This window comes from Klebsiella sp. BIGb0399 (assembly GCF_003752615.1).
Classification (GTDB): Bacteria; Pseudomonadota; Gammaproteobacteria; order Enterobacterales; family Enterobacteriaceae; genus Klebsiella; species Klebsiella lignicola.
In genome coordinates, this window is sequence record NZ_RKHT01000007.1 from 82797 (window position 1) to 107531 (window position 24735).

The 24735-nt window shown below is 54.7% G+C and carries 24 protein-coding genes and 1 tRNA gene; 17 read left to right on the top strand and 8 right to left on the bottom strand.

Features of this window, described 5'->3' with window-relative positions:
* Positions 1-249: 249 nt before the first annotated feature.
* Both EDF82_RS14965 and argG read right to left on the bottom strand, forming a co-directional pair.
* Positions 250-879 (bottom strand): winged helix-turn-helix transcriptional regulator, encoded by a 630-nt coding sequence (locus tag EDF82_RS14965; protein WP_123756328.1) that lies wholly within the window; start codon positions 877-879, stop codon positions 250-252.
* Positions 880-1048: 169 nt separating this feature from the next.
* Positions 1049-2392, bottom strand: a complete 1344-nt coding sequence (argG, locus tag EDF82_RS14970) for an argininosuccinate synthase (RefSeq protein WP_123756329.1) — start codon at positions 2390-2392, stop codon at positions 1049-1051.
* A gap of 454 nt (positions 2393-2846) precedes the next feature.
* On the opposite strand from argG, the gene EDF82_RS14975 reads away from it, so the two are divergent.
* The 12 genes from EDF82_RS14975 (at position 2847) to mtr (ending at position 16556) form a co-directional block, all read left to right on the top strand.
* Positions 2847-2923, top strand: a tRNA-Met gene (locus tag EDF82_RS14975).
* 206 nt (positions 2924-3129) lie between these two features.
* Positions 3130-3582, top strand: a complete 453-nt coding sequence (rimP, locus tag EDF82_RS14980; RefSeq protein ID WP_148060396.1) for a ribosome maturation factor RimP — start codon at positions 3130-3132, stop codon at positions 3580-3582.
* A 27-nt stretch (positions 3583-3609) separates the two neighbouring features.
* Positions 3610-5097: a transcription termination factor NusA gene (gene nusA, locus EDF82_RS14985; protein ID WP_123756331.1), complete on the top strand. Its 1488-nt coding sequence runs from the start codon at positions 3610-3612 to the stop codon at positions 5095-5097.
* Between the two features lie 24 nt (positions 5098-5121).
* Positions 5122-7806 (top strand): translation initiation factor IF-2, encoded by a 2685-nt coding sequence (gene infB / locus EDF82_RS14990; protein ID WP_123756332.1) that lies wholly within the window; start codon positions 5122-5124, stop codon positions 7804-7806.
* Between the two features lie 95 nt (positions 7807-7901).
* On the top strand, positions 7902-8303 hold the full coding sequence (gene rbfA / locus EDF82_RS14995; protein ID WP_004106092.1) for a 30S ribosome-binding factor RbfA: 402 nt from the start codon (positions 7902-7904) through the stop codon (positions 8301-8303).
* The gene (truB, locus tag EDF82_RS15000) at positions 8303-9247 is read left to right on the top strand and encodes a tRNA pseudouridine(55) synthase TruB (protein WP_123756333.1); all 945 of its coding nucleotides are present in this window, start codon (positions 8303-8305) and stop codon (positions 9245-9247) included. The genes rbfA and truB overlap by 1 nt, the downstream gene beginning before the upstream one ends.
* A 147-nt stretch (positions 9248-9394) precedes the next feature.
* On the top strand, positions 9395-9664 hold the full coding sequence (gene rpsO / locus EDF82_RS15005; protein WP_123756334.1) for a 30S ribosomal protein S15: 270 nt from the start codon (positions 9395-9397) through the stop codon (positions 9662-9664).
* Positions 9665-9905: 241 nt separating this feature from the next.
* A complete protein-coding gene (gene pnp, locus EDF82_RS15010) occupies positions 9906-12041 on the top strand; it encodes a polyribonucleotide nucleotidyltransferase (protein WP_123756335.1) in 2136 nt (711 codons plus the stop codon).
* A gap of 108 nt (positions 12042-12149) precedes the next feature.
* Complete coding sequence (gene nlpI, locus EDF82_RS15015) at positions 12150-13034, top strand: lipoprotein NlpI (protein ID WP_123756336.1); 885 nt, start codon at positions 12150-12152, stop codon at positions 13032-13034.
* Positions 13035-13137: 103 nt separating this feature from the next.
* Entirely contained in the window at positions 13138-13218 is an 81-nt protein-coding gene (gene yrbN / locus EDF82_RS15020) for a protein YrbN (RefSeq protein WP_099001532.1), read from the top strand.
* Positions 13211-15169, top strand: coding sequence for a DEAD/DEAH family ATP-dependent RNA helicase (locus tag EDF82_RS15025; protein WP_123756337.1), 1959 nt, complete (start codon positions 13211-13213; stop codon positions 15167-15169). Before yrbN ends, EDF82_RS15025 begins: the two co-directional genes overlap by 8 nt.
* A 142-nt stretch (positions 15170-15311) precedes the next feature.
* Positions 15312-16556 carry a tryptophan permease gene (gene mtr / locus EDF82_RS15030; protein WP_123756338.1) on the top strand — a complete coding sequence of 415 codons (1245 nt, stop codon included), beginning with the start codon at positions 15312-15314 and terminating at the stop codon, positions 16554-16556.
* Between the two features lie 52 nt (positions 16557-16608).
* On the opposite strand, the gene EDF82_RS15035 is transcribed toward mtr, so the two are convergent.
* The 3 genes from EDF82_RS15035 to EDF82_RS15045 form a co-directional block, all read right to left on the bottom strand.
* On the bottom strand, positions 16609-17616 hold the full coding sequence (locus tag EDF82_RS15035) for a luciferase-like monooxygenase (protein ID WP_123756339.1): 1008 nt from the start codon (positions 17614-17616) through the stop codon (positions 16609-16611).
* Between the two features lie 142 nt (positions 17617-17758).
* Positions 17759-18655: a U32 family peptidase gene (locus tag EDF82_RS15040; protein ID WP_123756340.1), complete on the bottom strand. Its 897-nt coding sequence runs from the start codon at positions 18653-18655 to the stop codon at positions 17759-17761.
* The gene (locus EDF82_RS15045) at positions 18646-19641 is read right to left on the bottom strand and encodes a peptidase U32 family protein (RefSeq protein WP_123756341.1); all 996 of its coding nucleotides are present in this window, start codon (positions 19639-19641) and stop codon (positions 18646-18648) included. Before EDF82_RS15045 ends, EDF82_RS15040 begins: the two co-directional genes overlap by 10 nt.
* Positions 19642-19864: 223 nt before the next feature.
* Between EDF82_RS15045 and EDF82_RS15050 the strand changes: the two genes are divergently transcribed.
* The gene (locus EDF82_RS15050) at positions 19865-20389 is read left to right on the top strand and encodes an SCP2 domain-containing protein (RefSeq protein ID WP_123756342.1); all 525 of its coding nucleotides are present in this window, start codon (positions 19865-19867) and stop codon (positions 20387-20389) included.
* A complete protein-coding gene (locus tag EDF82_RS15055; protein ID WP_123756343.1) occupies positions 20383-20886 on the top strand; it encodes a GNAT family N-acetyltransferase in 504 nt (167 codons plus the stop codon). Before EDF82_RS15050 ends, EDF82_RS15055 begins: the two co-directional genes overlap by 7 nt.
* Here EDF82_RS15055 and EDF82_RS15060 read toward each other — a convergent pair.
* On the bottom strand, positions 20873-21157 hold the full coding sequence (locus EDF82_RS15060) for a GIY-YIG nuclease family protein (protein WP_123756344.1): 285 nt from the start codon (positions 21155-21157) through the stop codon (positions 20873-20875). The genes EDF82_RS15055 and EDF82_RS15060 overlap by 14 nt on opposite strands.
* Before the next feature lie 55 nt (positions 21158-21212).
* Between EDF82_RS15060 and EDF82_RS15065 the strand changes: the two genes are divergently transcribed.
* The 3 genes from EDF82_RS15065 to EDF82_RS15075 all read left to right on the top strand — a co-directional run bounded on the left by EDF82_RS15065 (position 21213) and on the right by EDF82_RS15075 (position 23471).
* Complete coding sequence (locus tag EDF82_RS15065; protein WP_123756345.1) at positions 21213-21650, top strand: YhbP family protein; 438 nt, start codon at positions 21213-21215, stop codon at positions 21648-21650.
* Positions 21651-21743: 93 nt separating this feature from the next.
* Positions 21744-22388, top strand: a complete 645-nt coding sequence (locus tag EDF82_RS15070) for an NAD(P)H-binding protein (RefSeq protein WP_123756346.1) — start codon at positions 21744-21746, stop codon at positions 22386-22388.
* Positions 22389-22433: 45 nt separating this feature from the next.
* Positions 22434-23471 (top strand): permease, encoded by a 1038-nt coding sequence (locus EDF82_RS15075; RefSeq protein ID WP_123756347.1) that lies wholly within the window; start codon positions 22434-22436, stop codon positions 23469-23471.
* Between the two features lie 80 nt (positions 23472-23551).
* Here the strand turns inward: EDF82_RS15075 and dolP are convergent, their stop codons facing one another.
* Positions 23552-24127, bottom strand: a complete 576-nt coding sequence (gene dolP / locus EDF82_RS15080) for a division/outer membrane stress-associated lipid-binding lipoprotein (RefSeq protein ID WP_123756348.1) — start codon at positions 24125-24127, stop codon at positions 23552-23554.
* A 9-nt stretch (positions 24128-24136) separates the two neighbouring features.
* Positions 24137-24727 (bottom strand): DnaA initiator-associating protein DiaA, encoded by a 591-nt coding sequence (gene diaA, locus EDF82_RS15085; protein ID WP_002918211.1) that lies wholly within the window; start codon positions 24725-24727, stop codon positions 24137-24139.
* Positions 24728-24735 lie beyond the last annotated feature (8 nt).

Sequence of the window (24735 nt, forward strand, 5' to 3'; positions counted from 1 at the left end):
TAGCTGAAAGCGCATGTCTTTCCGTCCACTTGTGTACCGAAGCACGTCTGGTGAGCGGAGCAGGGAATACCATCGCTATTTCTGAGCCTGTTTTTCAGCTTTCAGTACACTTTTCAGTGTGATAAATACAGGGGCTCAGAATAAAAGTATTTATCGCTTGTCGTTATCGTTTGTTTGTTTAAATTTAAATTCGCTTGCCGGTACCCGGCGCGACGACGATAGATAAGCGATAAATAGCGTGATGGCTAATCAGAATTTCTCAGGAAGTGAATTTACGTTTTGCAGATAACCGCCACGGGCGAACTCAATGTAGCCTCCCTTTTTTAACGCCGACAGGACATTGAGAATACTGCTGCGTGAAAGGTGGGTACGGTCCTGGATATATTCAAGAATGGAGACGCGTAAGCGTGTCTCTTCCGGTAACAGCAGCATCTCCATCAGATGATTGCGGATAACCGAATAGGTGCGTTGCTGTAATACCAGATCGTCGCGATACACCAGGTAAGAGGTGTGGTAGGCCAGCAGGCGAGTGACCTCTTCCCACAGATTATGTTCGCGGAACAGTTTGATGGCGTGCTCGCTGTCGATTCGCAACACATCGGAGGCGACTTCAGCGCGCAGGGCATGGCTATGGCTGGGTTGCAATATTTCCGCTACGCCAAACAGATGCGGTTCATAGACCGTCACAATCAATAATTTGTCGGAAGAACGAATGACCGATAGCTCACCTTTTTTTAAAAGATAGAGCTGCGTCTTGCCTTTATAGCTTGGGGTCAGCCTTTTTCTGGCGACGACATTCATTGGTGTCGCGTACGGTTCGAGCATTTCCAGAAGACGGTTGATTGCCTGGTTTGGCCTGACCGGGGGATTAATATTCATTGTGATCCTCACGGGGTCAAGGATAAATGTATTCGGCTGATTATAGACAACAATTATAAGAAATTGCGACAGGTAAAAATTTTCGGGCCGTCATTTGCACATCGATGGTAGCACATCACAGTAAAAAGCCGACGGATTAGCGTCGGCTTAGTGCACAGGGAAAAATAGCTTATTTGTCTCTGTTTTCCAGATTCTCAACCTGAGGAAGGCCGGTCGCCGAAGAGGCGGTCAGCAGACCCGATTGCGCGTAACCAAACAGTTTGTCACGGGTGTCGGTGATATCCAGATTACGCATTGTCAGCTGGCCAATACGGTCTTCCGCGGAGAACATCGAGTCACCTTTTTCCATCGTTAAACGCTCTGCCTTGTAGGTCAGGTTGTCGGAGACGGTGTTCAGGATGGAGTAGTCGTTACCGCGACGCAGTTCCAGCGTGACTTCGCCAGTGATGGCGCTCGCCACCCAACGTTGCAGCGCGTCACGCAGCATCAGCGCCTGCGAGTCAAACCAACGACCCTGATACAGCAGACGACCTAACTGACGACCGTGAGCATGATACTGCTCGATGGTATCTTCGTTGTGGATGCCGGTCAGCAGACGCTCGTAGGCGATATGCAGCAGCGCCATCCCCGGGGCTTCGTAGATGCCACGGCTTTTTGCTTCGATGATGCGGTTTTCAATCTGGTCGCTCATACCCAGACCATGACGGCCACCGATGCGGTTCGCTTCAAGCATCAGCTCAACATCATCGCTGAAGGTTTTACCGTTCAATGCCACAGGGTGACCCTGCTCAAAACGGATGGTGACTTCTTCAGCCGGAATTTTTACGCTCTCATCCCAGAATTTGACGCCCATAATCGGGTTAACGATTTTGACGCTGGAGTTCAGAAACTCCAGATCTTTCGCTTCATGGGTGGCGCCCAGCATGTTGGAGTCGGTTGAGTAGGCTTTTTCTACAGACATTTTGTAGTCAAAGCCGCAGGCGATCATAAACTCAGACATCTCCTGACGGCCGCCCAGCTCATCGATAAAGTCGCTATCCAGCCACGGTTTGTAGATTTTCAGTTCGGCGTTGGTGAGCAGGCCATAACGATAGAAGCGTTCGATATCGTTGCCTTTATAAGTACTGCCGTCACCCCAGATGTTCACGCCGTCTTCTTTCATTGCCGCAACCAGCATGGTACCTGTTACCGCACGACCCAGCGGGGTGGTGTTAAAGTAGGTCAGGCCACCGGTGGTATTGTGGAACGCGCCACACTGGATAGCGGCGATACCTTCTGCGACCAGCTGCTTACGGCAGTCGATCAGACGAGCGCCTTCGGCACCGTACTCTTTGGCGCGACGAGGAATCGCATCGTAGTCCTCTTCGTCCGGCTGACCCAGGTTCGCGGTATAGGCATAAGGCACTGCGCCTTTTTTGCGCATCCACAGCAGTGCGGCGCTGGTATCCAGTCCACCAGAGAAAGCGATACCAATGCGTTGACCAACCGGGAGATGCTTAAGAATCGTCGTCATAAAATAAAACCCTGCTAGATAGACTGTTGTGAGTTCGGTTTATCAAGTCGTAAAACCTGTCCCATTTGACTATTCTGCCTGCCGTTTTTTTTCCGGACATCGCACATAATCGTGACGAACATTGACGCTGCTCTGGTGACTGCGCGCTTTCCGTGCCCAAAGTGGCGGTAACAATAGCATCAAGTGGAACAACTTTTTATTGCATGTTTATGCATTAATTGTGAGTTTTCATTTAATCATCTTTTGCGGATGACAGGAAGTGATTCATTGCTTTTTTGCTAAAAAAGAGCGAAATGACAGCACAAATGGGAACAGGACATGACGAAATACATGTTGACAAAATATAGGGTTTATCAATAAACTTTACCACGATTTTATGTCCCGTCCTCGGTACCAAATCCCAGCAGTATTTGCGTCTTTTACTCATTAAGAGTAAAATATGCCACGTTTCAGGCGCGGGGTGGAGCAGCCTGGTAGCTCGTCGGGCTCATAACCCGAAGGTCGTCGGTTCAAATCCGGCCCCCGCAACCACTTTCCCATTGAGTACTTTTTCAAATATACTGTGAGGACCTGGTCCTTCGTAGCCGAATTTGAAAGAATTCTCCTGGAAGGTGTTCCAGATCGCAGTTGCGATCGCAGGGTTCAGTTATCTAAAACCCCGATTTATCGGGGTTTTTTGTTATCTGACTTCAGAATAACTGGGCGATACGCCCTTTTTTTATGTCTTGGGGGTGGGTTTGTCCACATTAGAGCAAAAATTAACAGAGATGCTCACTGCGCCGGTTGAAGCGCTTGGCTTTGAGCTGGTCGGCATCGAATTCGTTCGCGGTCGCACGTCCACACTGCGCATCTATATTGATAGTGATGATGGCATCAATGTTGATGATTGTGCTGATGTGAGCCACCAGGTCAGCGCTGTCATGGATGTCGAAGATCCAATCACCGTAGCTTACAACCTGGAAGTGTCTTCACCTGGTCTTGATCGCCCGATGTTTACCGCCGAACACTACGCGCGTTTTTCCGGTGAGGAAGTCTCGCTGGTACTGCGTATGGCGGTGCAGAACCGTCGCAAATGGCAGGGCATTATCAAAGCGGTAGACGGTGAAATGATCACGGTAACCGTTGAAGGCAAAGATGAAGTGTTCGCGCTGAGTAACATCCAGAAGGCGAACCTGGTTCCCCACTTTTAACAGTCTGGATTGAGGTGAAAGGCCCCGATGAACAAAGAAATTTTGGCTGTTGTTGAAGCCGTTTCCAACGAAAAAGCGCTGCCGCGCGAAAAGATTTTCGAAGCACTGGAAAGTGCACTGGCAACGGCAACCAAGAAAAAATACGAACAAGAGATCGATGTGCGTGTAAGCATCGATCGTCGTAGCGGTGATTTTGACACTTTCCGTCGCTGGTTGGTCGTTGAAGAAGTGACCCAGCCAACGCGCGAAATCACGCTGGAAGCGGCGCGCTACGAAGACGAAAGCATGAATCCTGGCGACTTCGTTGAAGACCAGATTGAATCCGTCACCTTCGACCGTATCACCACGCAGACCGCGAAACAGGTTATCGTGCAGAAAGTGCGTGAAGCTGAGCGCGCCATGGTGGTTGATCAGTTCCGTGAGCACGAAGGTGAAATCATCACCGGCGTGGTGAAGAAGGTAAACCGCGATAACATCACTCTGGATCTGGGCAGCAATGCTGAAGCCGTGATCCTGCGTGAAGATATGCTGCCGCGTGAAAACTTCCGTCCTGGCGACCGTATTCGCGGCGTTCTTTACGCTGTTCGTCCGGAAGCTCGTGGTGCTCAGCTGTTCGTCACTCGTTCCAAGCCGGAAATGCTGATCGAACTGTTCCGCATTGAAGTGCCAGAAATCGGCGAAGAAGTGCTCGAAATTAAAGCGGCTGCCCGCGATCCTGGCTCTCGTGCGAAGATTGCAGTAAAAACTAACGATAAGCGTATCGACCCGGTTGGCGCTTGCGTTGGTATGCGTGGCGCGCGCGTTCAGGCGGTTTCTACCGAACTGGGCGGCGAGCGTATCGATATCGTCCTGTGGGATGATAACCCGGCGCAGTTCGTGATTAACGCAATGGCTCCGGCTGATGTCGCGTCTATCGTGGTTGATGAAGATAAACACACCATGGATATCGCGGTTGAAGCGGGTAACCTGGCGCAGGCGATTGGCCGTAACGGTCAGAACGTCCGTCTGGCCTCGCAGCTGAGCGGCTGGGAACTCAACGTCATGACCGTTGATGATCTGCAGGCGAAACATCAGGCTGAAGCCCACGCGGCGATCGATACCTTCACTAAATATCTTGATATTGATGAAGATTTCGCCACGATGTTGGTTGAAGAAGGCTTCGCTACGCTGGAAGAACTGGCCTATGTGCCGGTAAAAGAACTGCTGGAAATCGACGGTCTCGATGAAGACACCGTTGAAGCACTTCGTGAGCGTGCGAAAAACGCGCTGACCACGTTGGCGCTGGCTCAGGAAGAAAGCCTGGGAGATACTAAACCTGCTGAAGATTTACTGAATCTGGAAGGTTTAGAACGTTTGATGGCTTTCAAACTGGCTGCCCGTGGCGTTTGTACGCTGGAAGATCTCGCCGAGCAGGGCATTGATGATCTGGCTGATATCGAAGGGTTGACCGACGAAAAAGCCGGAGAGCTCATCATGGCCGCCCGTAATATTTGTTGGTTCGGCGACGAAGCGTAATAAACTGTAGCAGGAAGGAACAGCATGACAGATGTGACCATTAAAGCGCTGGCCTCAGAGATTCAGACCTCTGTGGATCGCCTGATACAGCAGTTTGCTGATGCAGGGATTCGCAAATCGGCTGATGATTCTGTGACAGCGCAAGAGAAACAGACCTTGTTGTCGCACCTGAACCGTGAACACGGCTCGGCGCCCGACAAGTTAACGCTGCAGCGCAAAACGCGTAGCACGTTGAATATTCCAGGTACCGGTGGAAAGAGTAAATCGGTACAAATCGAAGTCCGCAAGAAACGCACCTTTGTGAAACGCGATCCGCAAGAGGCAGAACGCCTTGCCGCGGAAGAGCAGGCGCAGCGTGAAGCGGAAGAGCAAGCCCATCGTGAAGCAGAAGAAACTGCCAAGCGAGAGGCGCAATTAAAAGCTGAACGCGAGGCCGCAGAACAAGCTAAACGTGAAGTCGCTGAGAAAGCGAAACGTGAAGCCGCGGAAAAAGACAAAGTGAGCAATCAACAAACCGACGATATGACCAAAACCGCCCAGGCTGAAAAGATCCGCCGTGAAAACGAATCAGCAGAGCTGAAGCGCAAATCTGAAGAAGAAGCGCGTCGTAAGCTTGAAGAAGAAGCGCGTCGTGTTGCGGAAGATGCCCGCCGCATGGCCGAAGAAAATGAGAAAAATGGTGTGAATGCCGAGCCGACTGAAGACACCAGCGATTACCACGTGACCACCTCTCAGCATGCCCGTCAGGCTGAAGATGACAATGACCGCGAAGTTGAAGGTGGTCGTGGCCGTGGCCGTAACGCCAAAGCCGCACGTCCTCAGAAGAAAGGTAACAAGCACGCAGAATCCAAAGCCGACCGTGAAGAGGCTCGTGCAGCCGTTCGTGGCGGTAAAGGTGGTAAGCGTAAAGGTTCTTCTCTGCAACAGGGCTTCCAGAAGCCTGCGCAGGCTGTAAACCGTGACGTTATCATTGGCGAAACCATCACCGTGGGTGACCTGGCCAACAAAATGGCCGTCAAAGGTTCTCAGGTCATCAAAGCAATGATGAAGCTGGGCGCAATGGCGACCATCAACCAGGTCATCGACCAGGAAACCGCACAGCTGGTTGCCGAAGAGATGGGTCACAAAGTTATCCTGCGTCGTGAAAACGAGCTGGAAGAAGCGGTAATGAGCGACCGTGATACTGGCGCTGCGGCAGAAGCCCGTGCACCGGTTGTGACCATTATGGGTCACGTTGACCACGGTAAAACCTCGCTGCTGGACTACATTCGTTCAACGAAAGTGGCATCTGGCGAAGCGGGTGGCATTACCCAGCACATTGGTGCATATCACGTTGAAACTGAAAACGGGATGATCACCTTCCTGGATACCCCGGGTCACGCCGCGTTTACCTCCATGCGTGCTCGTGGTGCTCAGGCAACGGATATCGTTGTTCTGGTTGTTGCTGCCGATGATGGCGTGATGCCGCAAACTATCGAAGCTATCCAGCACGCGAAAGCAGCGCAGGTACCGGTAGTCGTTGCAGTGAACAAAATCGACAAACCAGAAGCTGACATGGATCGTGTTAAAAACGAACTGTCTCAGTACGGCGTTATGCCGGAAGAGTGGGGCGGCGAATCTCAGTTCATCCCAGTATCTGCGAAAGCCGGTACCGGTATCGACGATCTGCTGAACGCCATCCTGCTGCAGGCTGAAGTTCTGGAGCTGAAAGCCGTTCGTAAGGGTATGGCAAGCGGTGCGGTTATCGAATCCTTCCTGGATAAAGGTCGTGGTCCGGTTGCTACCGTTCTGGTACGTGAAGGTACTCTGAACAAAGGCGATATCGTTCTGTGTGGCTTCGAATATGGCCGCGTTCGTGCAATGCGTAACGAACTGGGTCAGGAAGTTCTGGAAGCAGGTCCGTCCATTCCGGTGGAAATCCTCGGTCTGTCCGGTGTTCCGGCTGCCGGTGACGAAGTGACCGTTGTTCGTGACGAGAAAAAAGCGCGTGAAGTTGCGCTGTATCGTCAGGGCAAATTCCGCGAAGTCAAACTGGCACGTCAGCAGAAGTCCAAGCTTGAGAACATGTTTGCTAACATGACTGAAGGCGAAGTTCACGAAGTGAACGTGGTACTGAAAGCAGACGTTCAGGGCTCTGTGGAAGCGATCTCTGATTCTTTACTGAAACTGTCCACCGACGAAGTAAAAGTGAAGATCATTGGTTCTGGTGTCGGTGGTATTACCGAAACCGACGCGACCCTGGCTGCGGCATCCAACGCTATCCTGGTGGGCTTCAACGTACGTGCTGATGCATCTGCACGTAAAGTTATCGAAGCGGAAAGCCTGGATCTGCGTTACTACTCCGTCATCTATAACCTGATCGACGAAGTGAAAGCAGCGATGAGCGGCATGCTGTCTCCGGAACTGAAACAGCAGATCATTGGTCTGGCTGAAGTGCGTGATGTGTTCAAATCGCCGAAATTCGGCGCCATCGCGGGCTGTATGGTTACCGAAGGTATCATCAAGCGTCATAACCCAATCCGCGTTCTGCGTGACAACGTGGTTATCTACGAAGGCGAGCTGGAATCCCTGCGCCGCTTCAAAGATGACGTTAACGAAGTCCGTAACGGCATGGAATGTGGTATCGGTGTTAAGAACTACAACGACGTTCGCGTTGGCGATATGATCGAAGTATTCGAAATCATTGAAATCCAACGTACTATCGCTTAATTGCTGATGGTAGGCCGGGTTAGCACAGCGCCACCCGGCACGCATTCTAAAAAGGGGCTAAGGCCCCTTTTTTGTCTTTATCTGGAGAATCTATTATGGCGAAAGAATTCGGTCGCCCGCAGCGTGTGGCTCAGGAGATGCAAAAAGAAATTGCTATCATCCTGCAGCGTGAAATTAAAGACCCGCGTCTGGGTATGATGACGACAGTCTCTGGCGTCGAAATGTCCCGCGATCTGGCTTATGCCAAAGTGTTTGTGACCTTTCTGAACGACAAAGACGAAGCCGCGGTTAAAGCGGGTATCAAAGCGTTACAGGAAGCATCCGGCTTCATCCGTTCTCTGCTGGGTAAAGCGATGCGCCTGCGTATCGTGCCGGAACTGACCTTCTTCTACGACAACTCACTGGTCGAAGGGATGCGCATGTCCAACCTGGTGACCAGCGTGGTGAAACATGACGATGAACGTCGTGTGAACCCGGACGACAGCAAGGAGGACTAATGAGTCGTCCTCGTCGTCGCGGTCGTGATGTGCACGGCGTACTGCTGCTGGATAAGCCTCAGGGCGCCTCCAGCAACGATGTACTGCAAAAAGTAAAACGTCTTTATAACGCGAACCGGGCAGGGCACACCGGTGCGCTGGATCCGCTGGCAACCGGCATGCTGCCGGTTTGCCTTGGCGAAGCCACCAAGTTCTCTCAGTACCTGCTGGATTCCGATAAGCGCTATCGCGTGATTGCCAAACTCGGGCAGCGCACCGATACCTCCGACGCCGATGGTCAGGTGGTTGAAGAGCGCCCGCTGACGTTTAGCGATGAACAGCTGGCGGCAGCGCTGGACAGTTTTCGTGGCGAAACCCAGCAGGTACCGTCGATGTACTCGGCGCTGAAGTACCAGGGGAAAAAGCTGTACGAATATGCCCGTCAGGGGATTGACGTGCCGCGTGAAGCCCGCCCGATTACCGTCTACGAACTGCTGTTTATCCGTCATGAAGGTGACGAGCTGGAGCTGGAAATTCACTGCTCAAAAGGCACCTATATTCGTACGATTATCGACGATTTAGGTGAGAAGCTGGGCTGCGGCGCGCATGTGATTTTCCTGCGTCGTCTGGCTGTCAGCAAATATCCGGTTGAGCGGATGGTGACGCTGGAACAGCTTCAGGCGCTGGTCGAACAGGCCGCCGCGCAGGATATTCCTGCCGCGGAGCTGCTTGACCCGCTGCTGATGCCGATGGACAGTCCGGCATCGGATTATCCGGTGGTTAATATTCCAGAAACATCGGCTGTTTACTTTAAGAACGGTAACCCGGTTCGCACATCAGGCGTGCCGTTCCAGGGGCTGGTTCGTGTCACCGAAGGTGAAGCCGGGACGTTTCTCGGGATGGGTGAGATTGACGATGAAGGCCGCGTGGCACCACGTCGCCTGGTTGTTGAATACCCAGCTTGAGGGCTGTTCTTGCGATAAAAGCCGGCTGCGAGTAGAATATCGCCGCTTAACGTCCGCAAAAGTGTTTTAACATTTTCGGGTGTTACATCGGGGGTCGCTGAATTAGAGATCGGCACCCTTTCTTTCTTTTCAATTTGGAGTTTTAAAATGTCTCTAAGCGTTGAAGCTAAAGCAAAAATCGTTTCTGAGTTTGGTCGTGGCGAAAACGACAGCGGTTCTACCGAAGTTCAGGTTGCACTGCTGACTGCACAGATTAACCATCTGCAGGGTCACTTCTCCGAGCATAAAAAAGATCACCACAGCCGTCGTGGTCTGCTGCGCATGGTTTCCCAGCGTCGTAAACTGCTCGACTACCTGAAACGTAAAGATGTTGCACGTTACTCTGCGCTGATCGAGCGTCTGGGTCTGCGTCGCTAATTCTGCGAGTTTCAGAAGAAGGGGCCTCAGGGCCCCTTTTTTCGACCGGGCGGCAGCAATTCACTAAAAACTCATGTATTGTTGCTATTAATGATCTTTGTGCAGAGGTTCGCGCGGCTAATGAGAGGCTTGACCTGTAGAAACGGGTAAAGGTTGTCATTAGTCGCGAGGATGCAAAAGATCGGGTCAACGATGCTATGTCGTGGATATAGCGTCACCAATTGATATAAAGGATAGAATCTTGCTAAATCCGATCGTTCGTAAATTCCAGTACGGCCAACATACCGTCACCCTGGAAACCGGCATGATGGCTCGTCAGGCCAGTGCCGCCGTCATGGTGAGCATGGATGACACTGCGGTATTCGTTACCGTTGTTGGTCAGAAAAAAGCTAAACCAGGTCAGGACTTCTTCCCGCTGACCGTTAACTACCAGGAGCGTACCTACGCTGCCGGTAAAATCCCGGGTGGTTTCTTCCGTCGTGAAGGCCGTCCAAGCGAAGGCGAAACCCTGATCGCGCGTCTGATTGACCGCCCGGTTCGTCCGCTGTTCCCGGAAGGCTTCGTTAACGAAGTTCAGGTTATCGCTACCGTTGTTTCCGTTAACCCGCAGGTTAACCCGGATATCGTCGCCATGATTGGTGCTTCCGCGGCTCTGTCCCTGTCTGGTATCCCATTCAACGGTCCTATCGGTTCCGCACGTGTTGGCTACATCAACGACCAGTACGTACTGAACCCGACTCAGGATGAGCTGAAAGAAAGTAAGCTGGACCTGGTTGTTGCCGGTACCGAAGCTGCTGTACTGATGGTTGAATCCGAAGCAGAACTGCTGAGCGAAGACCAGATGCTGGGCGCCGTGGTCTTTGGCCATGAGCAGCAGCAGATTGTTATTCAGACCATCAACGACCTCGTGAAAGAAGCGGGCAAACCGCGTTGGGACTGGCAGCCTGAAGCCGTCAACGAAGCGCTGAACGCGCGCGTTGCTGCACTGGCTGAAGCTCGTCTGAGCGACGCTTACCGTATCACCGACAAGCAAGAGCGTTACGCGCAGATTGACGCGATCAAAGCTGAAGTCATCGCTACGCTGGTTGCAGAAGACGAAACCCTGGACGCTAACGAACTGGGTGAAATCCTGCACGCTATCGAGAAAAATGCTGTTCGTAGCCGCGTACTGGCAGGCGAACCGCGTATCGATGGTCGTGAAAAAGATATGATCCGTGGCCTGGACGTTCGTACCGGCGTACTGCCGCGTACTCACGGTTCTGCACTGTTCACCCGTGGCGAAACGCAGGCGCTGGTTACCGCGACCCTGGGTACTGCACGTGATGCACAGAACATCGATGAACTGATGGGCGAGCGTACTGACTCCTTCCTGTTCCACTACAACTTCCCTCCGTACTCCGTTGGTGAGACCGGCATGGTAGGTTCACCGAAGCGTCGTGAAATCGGTCACGGTCGTCTGGCTAAGCGCGGCGTGCTGGCCGTTATGCCGACCACTGAAGAATTCCCGTACACCGTACGTGTGGTTTCTGAAATCACCGAATCTAACGGTTCTTCTTCTATGGCTTCCGTGTGTGGTGCTTCTCTGGCGCTGATGGATGCTGGCGTGCCGGTGAAAGCCGCCGTTGCTGGTATCGCAATGGGCCTGGTAAAAGAAGGCGACAACTACGTTGTTCTGTCTGACATTCTGGGTGATGAAGACCACCTGGGTGATATGGACTTCAAAGTAGCGGGCTCCCGCGACGGTATCTCTGCACTGCAGATGGATATCAAAATTGAAGGTATCACCAAAGAGATCATGCAGGTTGCCCTGAACCAGGCTAAAGGTGCACGTCTGCACATCCTGGGTGTTATGGAGCAGGCGATTAACGCGCCGCGCGGCGATATCTCTGAATTCGCACCGCGTATCCACACCATCAAGATCAGCCCGGACAAGATCAAAGACGTTATCGGTAAAGGCGGTTCTGTTATCCGTGCGCTGACCGAAGAGACCGGCACCACCATCGAAATCGAAGATGACGGTACCGTGAAAATCGCAGCAACTGATGGCGACAAAGCACAGCACGCTATCCGTCGTATCGAAGAGATCACTGCTGAGATCGAAGTGGGCCGCGTCTACAATGGTAAAGTGACCCGTATCGTTGACTTTGGCGCATTCGTTGCCATCGGCGGCGGTAAAGAAGGTCTGGTGCATATTTCTCAGATCGCTGATAAGCGTGTAGAGAAAGTGACTGACTACCTGCAGATGGGTCAGGAAGTACCGGTTAAGGTACTGGAAGTTGACCGTCAGGGCCGTGTTCGTCTGAGCATTAAAGAAGCAGCTGAACAAACTCAGCCTGCCGCTGCACCGGAAGCTCCGGCTGCTGAGCAAGGCGAGTAAGATTGCCGTTTGCCCTCCGCTCTGGCGGAGGGCTTATTACGGGCAGGACGCCTTGTTTGCAGTCGGGGAACTGGACGTTCATCCAATCGTTGTCTTCGGGAGTGGGAAATGAAGCCTTTTTTGCGCTGGTGTTTCGTGGCGACAGCTCTCACGCTGGCAGGATGCAGCAACTCTGCCTGGCGTAAGGACGCAGTCCTCGCGGTGCCATTGCAACCGACTTTGCAGCAAGAAGTGATTCTGGCGCGCATGGAACAAATTCTTGCCAGTCGGGCTTTAACCGATGACGAACGCGCACAGCTTTTATATGAGCGCGGAGTGTTGTATGATAGTCTCGGTCTGAGGGCATTAGCGCGAAATGATTTTTCACAAGCGCTGGCAATCCGACCAGATATGCCTGAAGTATTCAATTACTTAGGCATTTATTTAACGCAGGCAGGCAATTTTGATGCTGCCTATGAAGCGTTTGATTCTGTACTTGAGCTTGATCCAACTTACAACTACGCGCACTTAAATCGCGGCATCGCTCTGTATTACGGCGGTCGTGCTAAGTTAGCGCAAGATGATCTGCTGGCGTTTTATCAAGACGATCCCAATGATCCTTTCCGTAGTCTGTGGCTTTACCTCGCTGAGCGCAAACTCGACGAGAAGCAGGCACTTGAAGCACTGAAACAGCGCTTCGATAAATCGGATAAAGAACAATGGGGATGGAACATTGTCGAGTTCTACCTTAACGATATTAGCGAAAAAACGCTGATGGATCGTTTGAAGGCAGACGCAACGGATAACACCTCGCTCGCTGAGCATCTCAGTGAAACCAACTTCTATTTAGGTAAGTACTACCTAAGTCTGGGGGACAGGGACAGCGCTACGGCACTGTTCAAACTGGCGGTCGCAAACAACGTTCACAACTACGTTGAGCACCGATACGCATTGTTGGAATTATCGCTCTTGGGCCAGGAGCAAGATGACCTGGCAGAATCGGACCAGCAATAGCTGACGAACACACATCAGCCCATTTTTTGTTTGCCATCACCTTTACGGGTGAGGGCGTTGTTGTTCGTTAATACACCTACTTTGAGCCGGTTCACACTTTTCAATGAAAATTACTCTAAATTTTCACGTTGAGTTATGTAGACTGGCCGCCATTAATTTTGAGGCACACGTACTACATGGCTGAATTCGAAACCACTTTTGCAGATCTGGGCCTGAAGGCTCCTATCCTTGAAGCCCTTAACGATCTGGGTTACGAAAAACCATCTCCGATCCAGGCTGAGTGCATTCCGCACCTGCTGGGCGGCCGCGACGTTCTGGGTATGGCCCAGACTGGTAGCGGTAAAACTGCAGCGTTCTCTTTACCGCTGCTGAACAACCTTGATCCTGAGCTCAAAGCACCGCAAATTCTGGTGCTGGCGCCGACCCGCGAACTGGCGGTACAGGTTGCTGAAGCGATGACGGAATTCTCTAAACATATGCGCGGCGTAAACGTGGTAGCCCTTTACGGCGGCCAGCGTTATGACGTGCAGCTGCGTGCACTGCGCCAGGGACCACAGATCGTCGTCGGTACCCCGGGTCGTCTGCTGGACCACCTGAAGCGCGGTACGCTGGATCTCTCTAAACTGAGCGGTCTGGTGCTGGATGAAGCTGACGAAATGCTGCGCATGGGCTTCATCGAAGACGTAGAAACAATTATGGCTCAGATCCCAGAAGGTCATCAGACCGCTCTGTTCTCTGCCACTATGCCGGAAGCGATCCGTCGTATTACCCGCCGCTTTATGAAAGAGCCGCAGGAAGTGCGCATCCAGTCCAGCGTAACTACTCGCCCGGACATCAGCCAGAGCTACTGGACTGCTTACGGTATGCGTAAAAACGAAGCGCTGGTGCGTTTCCTGGAAGCGGAAGATTTTGATGCGGCGATTATCTTCGTTCGTACCAAAAACGCGACCCTGGAAGTGGCAGAAGCGCTGGAGCGTAGCGGCTATAACAGCGCCGCGCTGAACGGTGACATGAACCAGTCCCTGCGTGAGCAGACTCTGGAACGTCTGAAAGATGGTCGTCTGGACATCCTGATTGCGACCGACGTTGCGGCTCGTGGCCTCGACGTTGAACGTATCAGCCTGGTTGTTAACTACGACATCCCGATGGACTCAGAATCTTACGTTCACCGTATCGGCCGTACCGGTCGTGCGGGTCGTGCTGGCCGTGCGCTGCTGTTCGTTGAGAACCGCGAACGCCGCCTGCTGCGTAACATCGAACGCACCATGAAGCTGACGATTCCAGAAGTAGAACTGCCGAACGCAGAGCTGCTGGGCAAACGCCGTCTGGAAAAATTCGCCGCGAAAATTCAGCAGCAGCTGGAAAGCAGCGATCTGGATCAGTACCGTGCGCTGCTGGCGAACATCAAGCCGTCCGCCGAAGGTGAAGAACTGGATATCGAAACTCTGGCCGCAGCACTGCTGAAAATGGCTCAGGGCGAGCGTCCGCTGATTCTGCCGCCGGATGCTCCGATGCGTCCTAAGCGTGAATTCCGCGATCGCGACGATCGTTTCGAACGTCGTAACGATCGTAATGACCGTGGCCCGCGTGGCGACCGTCCGGAACGTGGTGGTGAAGATCGTCCGAAGCGCGAGCGTCGTGACGTAGGTGATATGGAACTGTATCGCATTGAAGTGGGCCGTGATGATGGTGTTGAAGTTCGTCACATCGTTGGCGCTATCGCTAACGAAGGCGACATCAGCAGCCGTTACATCGGTAACATCAAGCTGTTTGGTACCCACTCCACTATCGAACTGCCGAAAGGCATGCCGGGCGAAGTTCTGCAGCACTTTACTCGCACCCGCATCCTGAACAAGCCGATGAACATGCAGCTGCTGGGCGATGCTCAGCCGCGTCCGGACCGTGGCGGCGAGCGTCGTGGCGGTGGTGAACGTCGCGAAGGCGGTCGTGCATTCGGTGGCGAGCGTCGTGAAGGCGGCCGTAATTTCAGCGGTGAGCGTCGCGAAGGTGGCCGTGGTGATGGTCGTCGTTTCAGCGGCGAACGTCGTGAAGGTCGCGCACCGCGTCGTGATGATGCAGCTGCACCGCGCCGTGATGATTCCGCTGGTCGTCGTCGTTTCGGTGGCGATGCGTAATTAGCGCACTCCGCTAGCGTAAAGTAAATAATACAGCCCCGATCGTGATGATTGGGGCTTTTTTTATTCCTTTTGTACTCATGTACTGGTACAGTGCTTCGCGTTAATAACTAAAAGCATGATTGACTGGAGATTGCGTTAAATGGCGACACTTACCACTACGGAAACCCGACCGTCCCTGTTTGGCGGCGTGGTGATTATCGGCGGGACCATTATTGGCGCAGGAATGTTTTCGCTGCCGGTGGTTATGTCCGGTGCGTGGTTCTTCTGGTCGCTGGCCGCTCTGGTCTTCACCTGGTTCTGTATGCTGCACTCCGGGCTGATGATTCTGGAAGCGAACCTGAACTACCGCATTGGTTCCAGTTTTGACACCATCACCAAAGACCTGCTCGGCAAAGGCTGGAACCTGATTAATGGGCTTTCCATTGCCTTCGTCCTTTATATCCTGACCTACGCCTACATTTCGGCCAGCGGTTCGATCCTGCACCATACGTTTTCTGAACTTTCGCTAGACGTGCCGGCGCGGGCGGCGGGCTTTGGCTTTGCGCTGCTGGTCGCTTTTATCGTCTGGTTGAGCACCAAAGCGGTGAGCCGGATGACGGCGATTGTGTTGGGCGCAAAGGTCATCACCTTTTTCCTGACCTTTGGCAGCCTGCTGGGGCATGTTGAACCGACCACGCTGTTTAACGTCGCTGAAAAAAATGCCTCCTACACGCCGTACCTGCTGATGACGCTGCCGTTTTGCCTGGCGTCATTTGGCTATCACGGTAATGTGCCGAGTCTGATGAAGTATTATGGCAAGGATCCGCGCACCATCGTCCGTTGTCTGGTATACGGCACGCTGCTGGCGCTGGGGCTGTATGTCATCTGGTTACTGGTGACAATGGGCAATATTCCGCGCCCGGAGTTTGTGGGTATCGCGCAGAAAGGCGGTAACATTGATGTGCTGGTGCAGGCGCTGAGCGGCGTGCTCAACAGCCGTAGCCTGGACCTGTTGCTGGTCGTGTTTTCAAACTTCGCGGTTGCCAGTTCATTCCTCGGAGTGACGCTGGGCCTGTTTGACTATCTGGCCGATCTGTTTGGTTTTGATGATTCGGCTCTGGGACGCTTTAAAACGGCGCTGCTGACCTTCGTTCCACCGATGATCGGCGGCCTGCTGCAGCCTGACGGTTTTCTGTATGCCATCGGTTATGCCGGGTTAGCGGCGACCATCTGGGCGGCGATTGTGCCGGCGCTGCTGGCCCGCGCATCACGTAAGCGCTTCGGTAGCCCACAGTTTCGCGTCTGGGGTGGAATGCCGATGATTGTGCTGATTCTGCTGTTCGGTGCCGGAAACGTGGTGGTCCATTTCTTATCGAGCTTTAACATCCTGCCTGTTTATCAATAATTTCAACGCTTCCCGGTTGGTATTCATCCCAGCCGGGAAGCGGAAACAGACATTAACCCAGCAATTCCTCTTTCACCTGCATCGCTAACTCAAACGAATGCAACCGCGCCTGATGATCGAAGATCTGGCCGTTCACCATCAGCTCGTCGGCCTGGGTATCACGCAATACAGACTCCAGCCCGTGGCGAATCTTGGTTTTGTCCCCGACCAGCGACATGCTCAGCGCCTGCTGCACGCCGTACTGCTCAGAAGCGGACCACAGCTGGTGCATATTCTCCACCGGCGGTGGTAGCTGGCCGGTTTCGCCGCGGCGCAGTTTCACAAACGCCTGCTGCATCGAGGTAAACAGGAATTCCGCATCACGATTGCTGTCGGCGGCGATGATATTAATGCATACCATGGCATACGGTTGGGCTAACCGCGCGGACGGCTTGAACTGGGTCCGGTAGAGATGCAGGGCCTGCAACAGCATGTCCGGCGCGAAGTGTGAGGCGAAGGCAAAAGGTAGTCCAAGCTGCGCTGCCAGCTGGGCGCTGTACAGGCTGGAACCGAGCAGCCACACCGGGATCTTTTCCCCGTAGCCGGGCACCGGGCGCACGTGCGGATTAGGATCGCGGGCATCAAACCAGTCCACCAGAGCGGCAACATCGCGCGGGAAATTGTCGACATCTCCGCTCATGTGGCGGCGCAACGCGCGCATTGTCGGCTGGTCGCTGCCCGGCGCGCGGCCGAGCCCAAGGTCAATTCGTCCGGGATAGAGCGTATTCAGGGTGCCAAACTGCTCGGCAATCACCAGCGGCGCGTGGTTGGGCAGCATGACGCCACCGGAACCCAGGTGCAGCGTGGTGGTGTTGGCGGCAAGATAGCCGATAAGCACCGAGGTTGCGGCGCTGGCGATCCCGACCATATTGTGGTGCTCCGCCAGCCAGTAGCGGTAATAGCCGCGTTTTTCAGCCAGCTGCGCCAGGTCTAAAGAGTGGGAGAAGGCTTCTCGCGCAGAGGCTCCTTGCGGGATCGGCGCCAGATCGAGCACCGAGAACGGAATAGATTTGTCAGTCATAAAGGCTCACTTTGTTACAGCATCGTCATCAGATTGAAGGTCTTATTCCAGCCTGGCGCATTCAGCATGCGCCGGCCAGAAAAGCTGCAGCGTTAATACTGCATGAAAAAACGAGACGTGTTGTTAACAAAGTGAGCTATTTTCAGGATTGCAGTTCCAGCCCGGCCAGTCGCTTCCAGTAACCGTTACAATCGCTGTTGGCGATAAGCGGCAGCGGTGCGCCGCCATTTTCATTGGCGCGGAAGGCGTCCAGCATGGCAAAGGTCTCATTGCCAAGCGGCGACAGACGTACCATATCGACCAGCCCCTGCATCGATGCCAGCTCGTTACCCAGGTTGTACACATAGCCGCTCATGGTCTGGATACCGTTCAGGACGAAGACCTGCTGATTCTCCTGCGACAGCACGTTGCGCCCGTTCGGGTACTTGATGCAGCAGGTTTCGCATTCGTCTTTCGGACGGTCTTCGGAACGGGCGGTAAAGCAGCGGGCAGAGTAGGCCAGCGGCAGATGGCCGTAGCTCAGCACTTCCACTTCAAACCGGTCGCGGATCCCCAGTTCTTCACACTGCGTGAGCAGGTTCACCAGCCAGTCGCGGGAAAGTTCAACCGGCATGCACCAACGCACCATTCCCTGTTTTTGCAGTAAACGCAGGGTGACGGCGTTATAGCAGTTGAGCGCATGACCGGCGACAAACGGCAGTCGACGTTCGGCGCACATATTCACCACGCCCAGGTCGCTGGCTTCGATCAGAAATTCGCCATTATCGACATAGCGCTTCAGCTCGCCTAACTCAGAAGAGGCCTGAACAAGCGCGAGGGTTGAGATCACCACCTGCTTGCCGCTGCCGGCCAGGGTTTTCGCCATCTCAAGCCAGTCGCCCACTTTGGTGGCTCGACGTTTACTGCATACCGCTTCGCCCAGATAGATGGTATCGGCGCTGGAGCTGGCTGCCTGCTGGTAAAAATCGTCCAGCGTCTCTTTTGACCAGTAGTAAAGCACCGGCCCTAACGAATATTTCATCACGTTTCTCACTGCCATTTACGGTGGTAGGCGCCAAGAGTGGTTTGCGTCCCTTCAGACATCGCGCCGAGCGTCTCCATCCACGCGGACTGCGGGATAAAGTGCTGCGGGTCGGCTTTGCAGCGATCGATCGCCTGACGCCAGACTTTCGCGATCTGGGTGACGTAGGCGGGGCTGCGCTGACGGCCTTCAATTTTCACCGACGCAATATTTGCCGCCATCAGTTCCGGCAGCAGCTCCAGCGTATTCAGGCTGGTTGGCTCTTCCAGCGCATGATAGCGCTCGCCATCCACCAGATACCGGCCTTTGCACAGCGTCGGGTAGCCAGCGTTTTCCCCATCCTGATAACGGTCAATCAGGACTTCGTTCAGGCGCGACTCCAGCCCCTGGGGCGTTTGTTGCCAGCGAACGAAGCGCGCAGGCGAACAGGCGCCGACGGTATTTGGCGATTCGCCCGTCAGGTAAGAGGAGAGGTAGCAACGGCCTTCCGCCATGATGCACAGGCTACCGAAGGCGAAAACCTCCAGCGGAACCGGCGTGGTGCGCGCCAGCTGCTTCACCTGATGGATCGAGAGTACCCGTGGCAATACCACCCGGGCGACGTCGAAATTACGGTGATAGAAGCGCACCGCCTCTTCGTTAGTGGCCGAAGCCTGCACCGAAACGTGGCGCTCAATATGCGGATAGCGCTCGGCGGCGTACTCCAGCATCGCGATGTCGGCCAGAATTAAGGCGTCAGCACCCAGCTGGGCCGCCATGTCTACCGCACGCTGCCAACGGACGTAGCCGTCAGGGTGAGCAAAAGTATTGATCGCAATATGCAGTTTACGACGATGCTGATGAACAAAGCTGACGGCTTCCTGCAGTTTCTTTTCGGTGAAATTCAGACCGGCAAAGTGGCGGGCGTTGGTGTCATCTTTCAGCCCAATATAGACGGCATCGGCACCGTTTTCGATGGCCGCCTTAAGTGCCGGAAGATTACCGGCTGGGCAGAGCAGCTCCATAATTTTTCCTGGAAAAATGCGGCCCGGAGGGACGCTAATTAGGGTTAATGAGCAGGGATTTTAGTTAACCTTCTGGTGACAATTCTTGATTTGAGGCAGTTAAAAGCGTATTGACGGATTCAATAATAGGAACCTGTCGACGCGATTTTGTTGATTTACGCCGCTATGTCGTTTATTTGATATGGCACAATAGTGGAACGATTGCTTTCATGGAGTAAGGCTTGTGTTGGATAAATTGCGTTCCCGGCTGGTCCACTTTGGCCCGTCTTTACTGAGCGTGCCGGTTAAGCTGGCGCCTTTTGCCCTCAAGCGTCAGGTGCTGGAGCAGGTGTTAAGCTGGCAGTTCCGTCAGGCACTGGAAGATGGCGAGCTGGATTTTCTCGAAGGCCGCTGGTTAAGTATTAATGTGCGTGATATCGGTTTGCTGTGGTATACCTCGGTAAGCGACGGGCGGCTGGTGGTGAGCTCAATGGCGCAAGCCGACGTGAGCTTCAGCGCCGATGCCAGCGATCTGCTGATGATTGCCGCGCGTAAACAGGATCCGGATACGCTGTTTTTCCAGCGTCGACTGGTGATTGAAGGCGATACCGAGCTGGGGCTGTATGTAAAAAACCTGATGGATGCCATCGAGCTGGAGCAGATGCCGAAAGCGCTACGCGTAATGCTGCTGCAAATGGCGGACTTTGTTGAAGCTGGGCTAAGCAGCCCGCAGAAACCTGAACAGACATCGGTAGGTGAGGCATGCTGATTCGAGTTGAAATTGGGATTGATGCACCGGGAATCGACGCCTTATTGCGTCGTACGTTTGGCAACGAGGCTGAAGCGCAGCTGGTGCACGATTTACGGGAAGACGGCCTGATCACGCTCGGCGTGGTCGCGACCGACGATGAAGGGCAGGTTATCGGCTATGTTGCCTTCAGCCCGGTCACTGTCGAAGGCGAAGAGCTGCAATGGGTCGGTCTGGCCCCGCTGGCGGTGGACGAAAACTACCGCGGACAGGGTATCGGCAGCCAGCTGGTTTACGAAGGGCTGGATTCCCTGAATGAATTTAGCTACGCCGCCGTCGTCACATTAGGCGACCCGGCCTTGTATGGCCGCCTGGGCTTTGAGCCGGCAGCCCGTTTCGATCTGCGTTGCCGCTGGCCGGATAGCGCCGAGGCATTTCAGGTTCGCCCTCTGGCCGAAGACGCGCTGGAAGGTGTGCATGGCCTGGTGGAGTACAGCGACCACTTCAATCGCTTCTGAGACTCTCCAGCAGGGTCTCGAAAGAACCATCTCCGGCAACGAGGCGCTCTTTCTGGCGCTTCGTTAGCTGCTTGATGCGGTACTCGAGCCGTAGTGCAAGTGAGTGTTCACCAACTTCCTGGCTAAACGCCAGCTGCAGCGCCCCTTTTCCCCGCAATGCCTTCGCCCCTTTACCCTCCTGATGCTGGCAAAAACGGCGTGAGACATCGGTCGTAATCCCGGTATAGAGACGATTATCGGCGGTACGTATCAAATAAAGAAACCAGCACACGGCAGTGAGATCGGTATGTTAAGGTGGGTGCACCATAGCATACTGGAGAGTAAAGATGGATACGCTTGCTGCTATCGGCCGCTGGCTGAGCAAACAGCACGTTATTACCTGGTGTGTGGCCAGCGAGGGCGAATTGTGGTGCGCCAACGCGTTTTACGTGTATGACTCAGAACGCGTTGCCTTTTATCTCCTGAGCGATGATAACACCCGACACGGGCGGATGAGCGGCCCTCGAGCGCAGGTTGCCGGTACCGTGAATGGCCAGCCGAAAACCGTCGCCCGGATCCGTGGCGTCCAGTTCAAAGGTGAAATCCGCCGCCTCTCTGGCGACGAGGAAGCGGCGATGCGCAAGCGCTATGTCAGCCGTTTTCCGGTGGCCAGAATGCTGCCCGCGCCGGTCTGGGAAATCCGTCCCGATGAGCTTAAATTTACCGATAACACCCTGGGTTTTGGCACCAAACTGCACTGGCTACGCGACGCTGAAAGCGCGTAAAAGCCGGCGCCAGGCGTGCAGAATCTCATACTGCCTGCATACTGTGGTGAGAGCGGCTGCCGCCGCGGCAGGGTGATTTTTTCTGGAGGTATGATGAGTCGGGTCTTGATTACCGGGGCGACCGGGTTAGTTGGTGGGCACTTACTTCGAATGTTGAGGCAGGCGCCGGGCATCACGGCAATCACCGTCGCAACCCGCCGTCCGCTGGCGGATGCCGCAGGGGTGTTCAATCCTCACGACCCGCAGCTGAGCGATGCGCTGGCGCTGGTGGTCGATCCAATCGATATCGTGTTCTGCTGTCTGGGCACCACGCGGCGGGATGCGGGCAGCAAAGCCGCGTTTGTTCAGGCGGACTACACGCTGGTGGTGGATACGGCGTTGACGGGCCTGCGCCTTGGCGCAAAGCATATGCTGGTGGTCAGCGCGATGGGCGCCAATGCGCATTCGATGTTTTTCTACAACCGGGTTAAAGGTGAGATGGAAGCGGCGTTGCGCGCGCAGCCGTGGCAGCAGCTGACGATCCTGCGTCCCTCGATGCTGCTGGGTGAACGCGAAAAAACCAGGGCCAACGAAGCGCTGCTGGCGCCGTTGTTCAGCCTGTTGCCAGGGAACTGGAAATCGATCCGCGCCCGGGATGTGGCCCAGGCGATGCTGAGCGAAGCGCTTGCGCCCGCGCGGGAGGGCGTCACGATTCTGCCCTCGGCAAAACTGCGTGAAATTGCGGCCAGCGAAGCGTAGTATTCTGCGCTTCACTTTATCACCACATTTTTCCTGGGGAATGCTATGGCTGGTCAGTCTTCATCTCAGGCGGCAACACCGTTTCAATGGTGGACACCCGCACTCTTTTTTCTCGTCGTGATCGTTGGTCTGTGGATCGTTAAATGGCAGCCGTACTACGGCAAAGCGTTTACGGCCGCAGAAACCCACAGCATCGGCAAATCGATCCTCGCTCAGGCTGACGCCAACCCGCTGAAAGCGGCATGGGACTATGCGCTGGTCTACTTCCTGGCGGTCTGGAAAGCGGCGGTGCTGGGCGTCCTGCTCGGCTCGTTGATTCAGGTCCTGATCCCGCGCAACTGGCTGCTACGCACGCTGGGGCAAACGCGCTTTCTTGGGACGCTCTCCGGCGTGCTGTTCGCGCTTCCCGGCATGATGTGTACCTGCTGCGCCGCGCCGGTAGCGGCGGGGATGCGTAAGCAACAGGTGTCGATGGGCGGCGCGCTGGCGTTCTGGATGGGCAATCCGCTGCTGAACCCGGCGACGCTGGTGTTCATGGGGTTTGTACTGGGCTGGCAGTTTGCGCTGATTCGGCTTGTGGCGGGGCTGGCGACGGTGCTGATTGTCGCGACGCTGGTTCAAAAATGGGTGAAAGAGGCGGCAACGCAACCTTCAACCGTGCCCGTCATCGACGAGAGCGAACCGGGGCACTTTTTCTCCCGCTGGCTGAGCGCGCTGTGGACGCTGTTCTGGAGTACGATCCCGGTCTATATCCTGGCGGTGCTGGTGCTTGGCGCCGCCCGAGTCTGGCTGTTCCCACATGCCGATGGCGTGGTCGGTAACACGCTGTTCTGGGTTATTGCGATGGCGATTGCCGGCTGTCTGTTTGTGATCCCGACGGCGGCAGAGATCCCCATCGTGCAGACCATGATGCTGGCGGGAATGGGGTTTGCACCGGCGCTGGCGCTGTTGATTACCCTGCCTGCGGTCAGCGTGCCGTCGTTGATTATGCTGCATAAGGCATTTCCGGCGAAAGCGCTGTGGTTGACCGGCGGGCTGGTGGCATTGTGCGGTGCTGTCGTGGGTGGACTGGCGTTAATCTGATGATCTTCCCGGAGGCGGCGCTGCACGCCTGTCCGGGCGACGAAACACACCGCCCCCGGGAAAGGGGCGGGCGCTGGGACTTATTTGATGTAGGTAAAGGCGGTCGTGACGCGAGATACGCCGCTGACCCGGCTGGCGATATCCGCCGCCGCACGCCCTTCGCGATCGGTGACCAGCCCCATCAGGAACACTTCACCATTCTCGGTGGTCACTTTGACGTTCGACGATTTCACCTGATCGGTGCCCAGCAACTGGGAACGCACTTTGGTGGTTACCCACGTATCAGAAGAGGCGGTGCCTAAGCCAATCGGCTGGCCCTGGCGAACTTCGTTAAACACTTCCGTGGTCCCTTCGACGCCCATCGCAATTTGTTTTGCGCGTGCGGACAGGTCTGACGTCGGTGACTGACCGGTCAGCAGGACTTTACCCTGATAAGCCGTGACGTTAATCCGGGCCTGTTTCTTAATCTGTTCGTCTTTCGATAGCGCGCTGTTGACGCGCAGTTCCAGCGTGCTGTCATCAACCTGGGTACCGACGGTACGCGGGTCCGTGGCGGCTTTGGTGCCGACAGCTGCGGTGCCGACTACCGCTGCGGCAACGCATCCTTGTAGCAGTAGTGCAGACAGAATGATGGCGAGGGGCGAGAGAGCCTTCATGTGTTCTCCTTAATCGTCCTGGTGTGGAAAAAGCGTGTTATCAATCAAATCGCACAGGCAGTTGACGGTGAGCATATGCATCTCCTGAATTCGCGCGCTGCGATGAGAAGGAATGCGGATTTCGACATCCTGCTGGCCCAACAGGCCCGCAAGCTCACCACCGTCGTAGCCGGTCAGCGCGACAATGGTCATGTCGCGGGTCACCGCCGCTTCAACGGCTTTCACTATGTCCCGACTATTGCCTCGTGTGGAGATCGCCAGCAGGACATCGCCAGCGTGACCCAACGCGCGCACCTGCTTGGCATAAATCTCGTCATGCAGGCGATCGTTGGCAATTGCGGTTAAGACCACATTATCGGTATTTAGTGCAATGGCGGGTAAACCAGGGCGCTCTGTTTCAAAACGATTAATCATGCTGGCAGCAAAATGCTGTGCGTTGGCGGCAGAGGTGCCATTGCCACAACAGAGGATTTTGTTGCCATTAAGCAGCGACTGCACAAGCGTCATGGCCGCACGGGAGATAGCATCCGGGAGCGCTTCCGCTGCAGCGATTTGAGTTTGAATACTTTCAGTGAAACAGGCTTTAATTCGATCGAGCACGGGATCCC

Bases quoted from the DNA above. Each gene is read 5' to 3' on its own strand.
- argG (WP_123756329.1), bottom strand. From the start codon at position 2,392: ATGACGACGATTCTTAAGCATCTCCCGGTTGGTCAACGCATTGGTATC.
- yrbN (WP_099001532.1), top strand. From the start codon at position 13,138: ATGAAAATTACTCTAAATTTTCACGTTGAGTTATGTAGACTGGCCGCC.
- EDF82_RS15035 (WP_123756339.1), bottom strand. From the start codon at position 17,616: ATGACTGACAAATCTATTCCGTTCTCGGTGCTCGATCTGGCGCCGATC.
- EDF82_RS15040 (WP_123756340.1), bottom strand. From the start codon at position 18,655: ATGGCAGTGAGAAACGTGATGAAATATTCGTTAGGGCCGGTGCTTTAC.
- mtr (WP_123756338.1), top strand. From the start codon at position 15,312: ATGGCGACACTTACCACTACGGAAACCCGACCGTCCCTGTTTGGCGGC.
- infB (WP_123756332.1), top strand. From the start codon at position 5,122: ATGACAGATGTGACCATTAAAGCGCTGGCCTCAGAGATTCAGACCTCT.
- dolP (WP_123756348.1), bottom strand. From the start codon at position 24,127: ATGAAGGCTCTCTCGCCCCTCGCCATCATTCTGTCTGCACTACTGCTA.
- nlpI (WP_123756336.1), top strand. From the start codon at position 12,150: ATGAAGCCTTTTTTGCGCTGGTGTTTCGTGGCGACAGCTCTCACGCTG.
- rbfA (WP_004106092.1), top strand. From the start codon at position 7,902: ATGGCGAAAGAATTCGGTCGCCCGCAGCGTGTGGCTCAGGAGATGCAA.
- EDF82_RS15055 (WP_123756343.1), top strand. From the start codon at position 20,383: ATGCTGATTCGAGTTGAAATTGGGATTGATGCACCGGGAATCGACGCC.
- rpsO (WP_123756334.1), top strand. From the start codon at position 9,395: ATGTCTCTAAGCGTTGAAGCTAAAGCAAAAATCGTTTCTGAGTTTGGT.
- EDF82_RS15075 (WP_123756347.1), top strand. From the start codon at position 22,434: ATGGCTGGTCAGTCTTCATCTCAGGCGGCAACACCGTTTCAATGGTGG.
- EDF82_RS15045 (WP_123756341.1), bottom strand. From the start codon at position 19,641: ATGGAGCTGCTCTGCCCAGCCGGTAATCTTCCGGCACTTAAGGCGGCC.
- EDF82_RS15070 (WP_123756346.1), top strand. From the start codon at position 21,744: ATGAGTCGGGTCTTGATTACCGGGGCGACCGGGTTAGTTGGTGGGCAC.
- nusA (WP_123756331.1), top strand. From the start codon at position 3,610: ATGAACAAAGAAATTTTGGCTGTTGTTGAAGCCGTTTCCAACGAAAAA.
- truB (WP_123756333.1), top strand. From the start codon at position 8,303: ATGAGTCGTCCTCGTCGTCGCGGTCGTGATGTGCACGGCGTACTGCTG.
- EDF82_RS15065 (WP_123756345.1), top strand. From the start codon at position 21,213: ATGGATACGCTTGCTGCTATCGGCCGCTGGCTGAGCAAACAGCACGTT.
- EDF82_RS15025 (WP_123756337.1), top strand. From the start codon at position 13,211: ATGGCTGAATTCGAAACCACTTTTGCAGATCTGGGCCTGAAGGCTCCT.
- EDF82_RS14965 (WP_123756328.1), bottom strand. From the start codon at position 879: ATGAATATTAATCCCCCGGTCAGGCCAAACCAGGCAATCAACCGTCTT.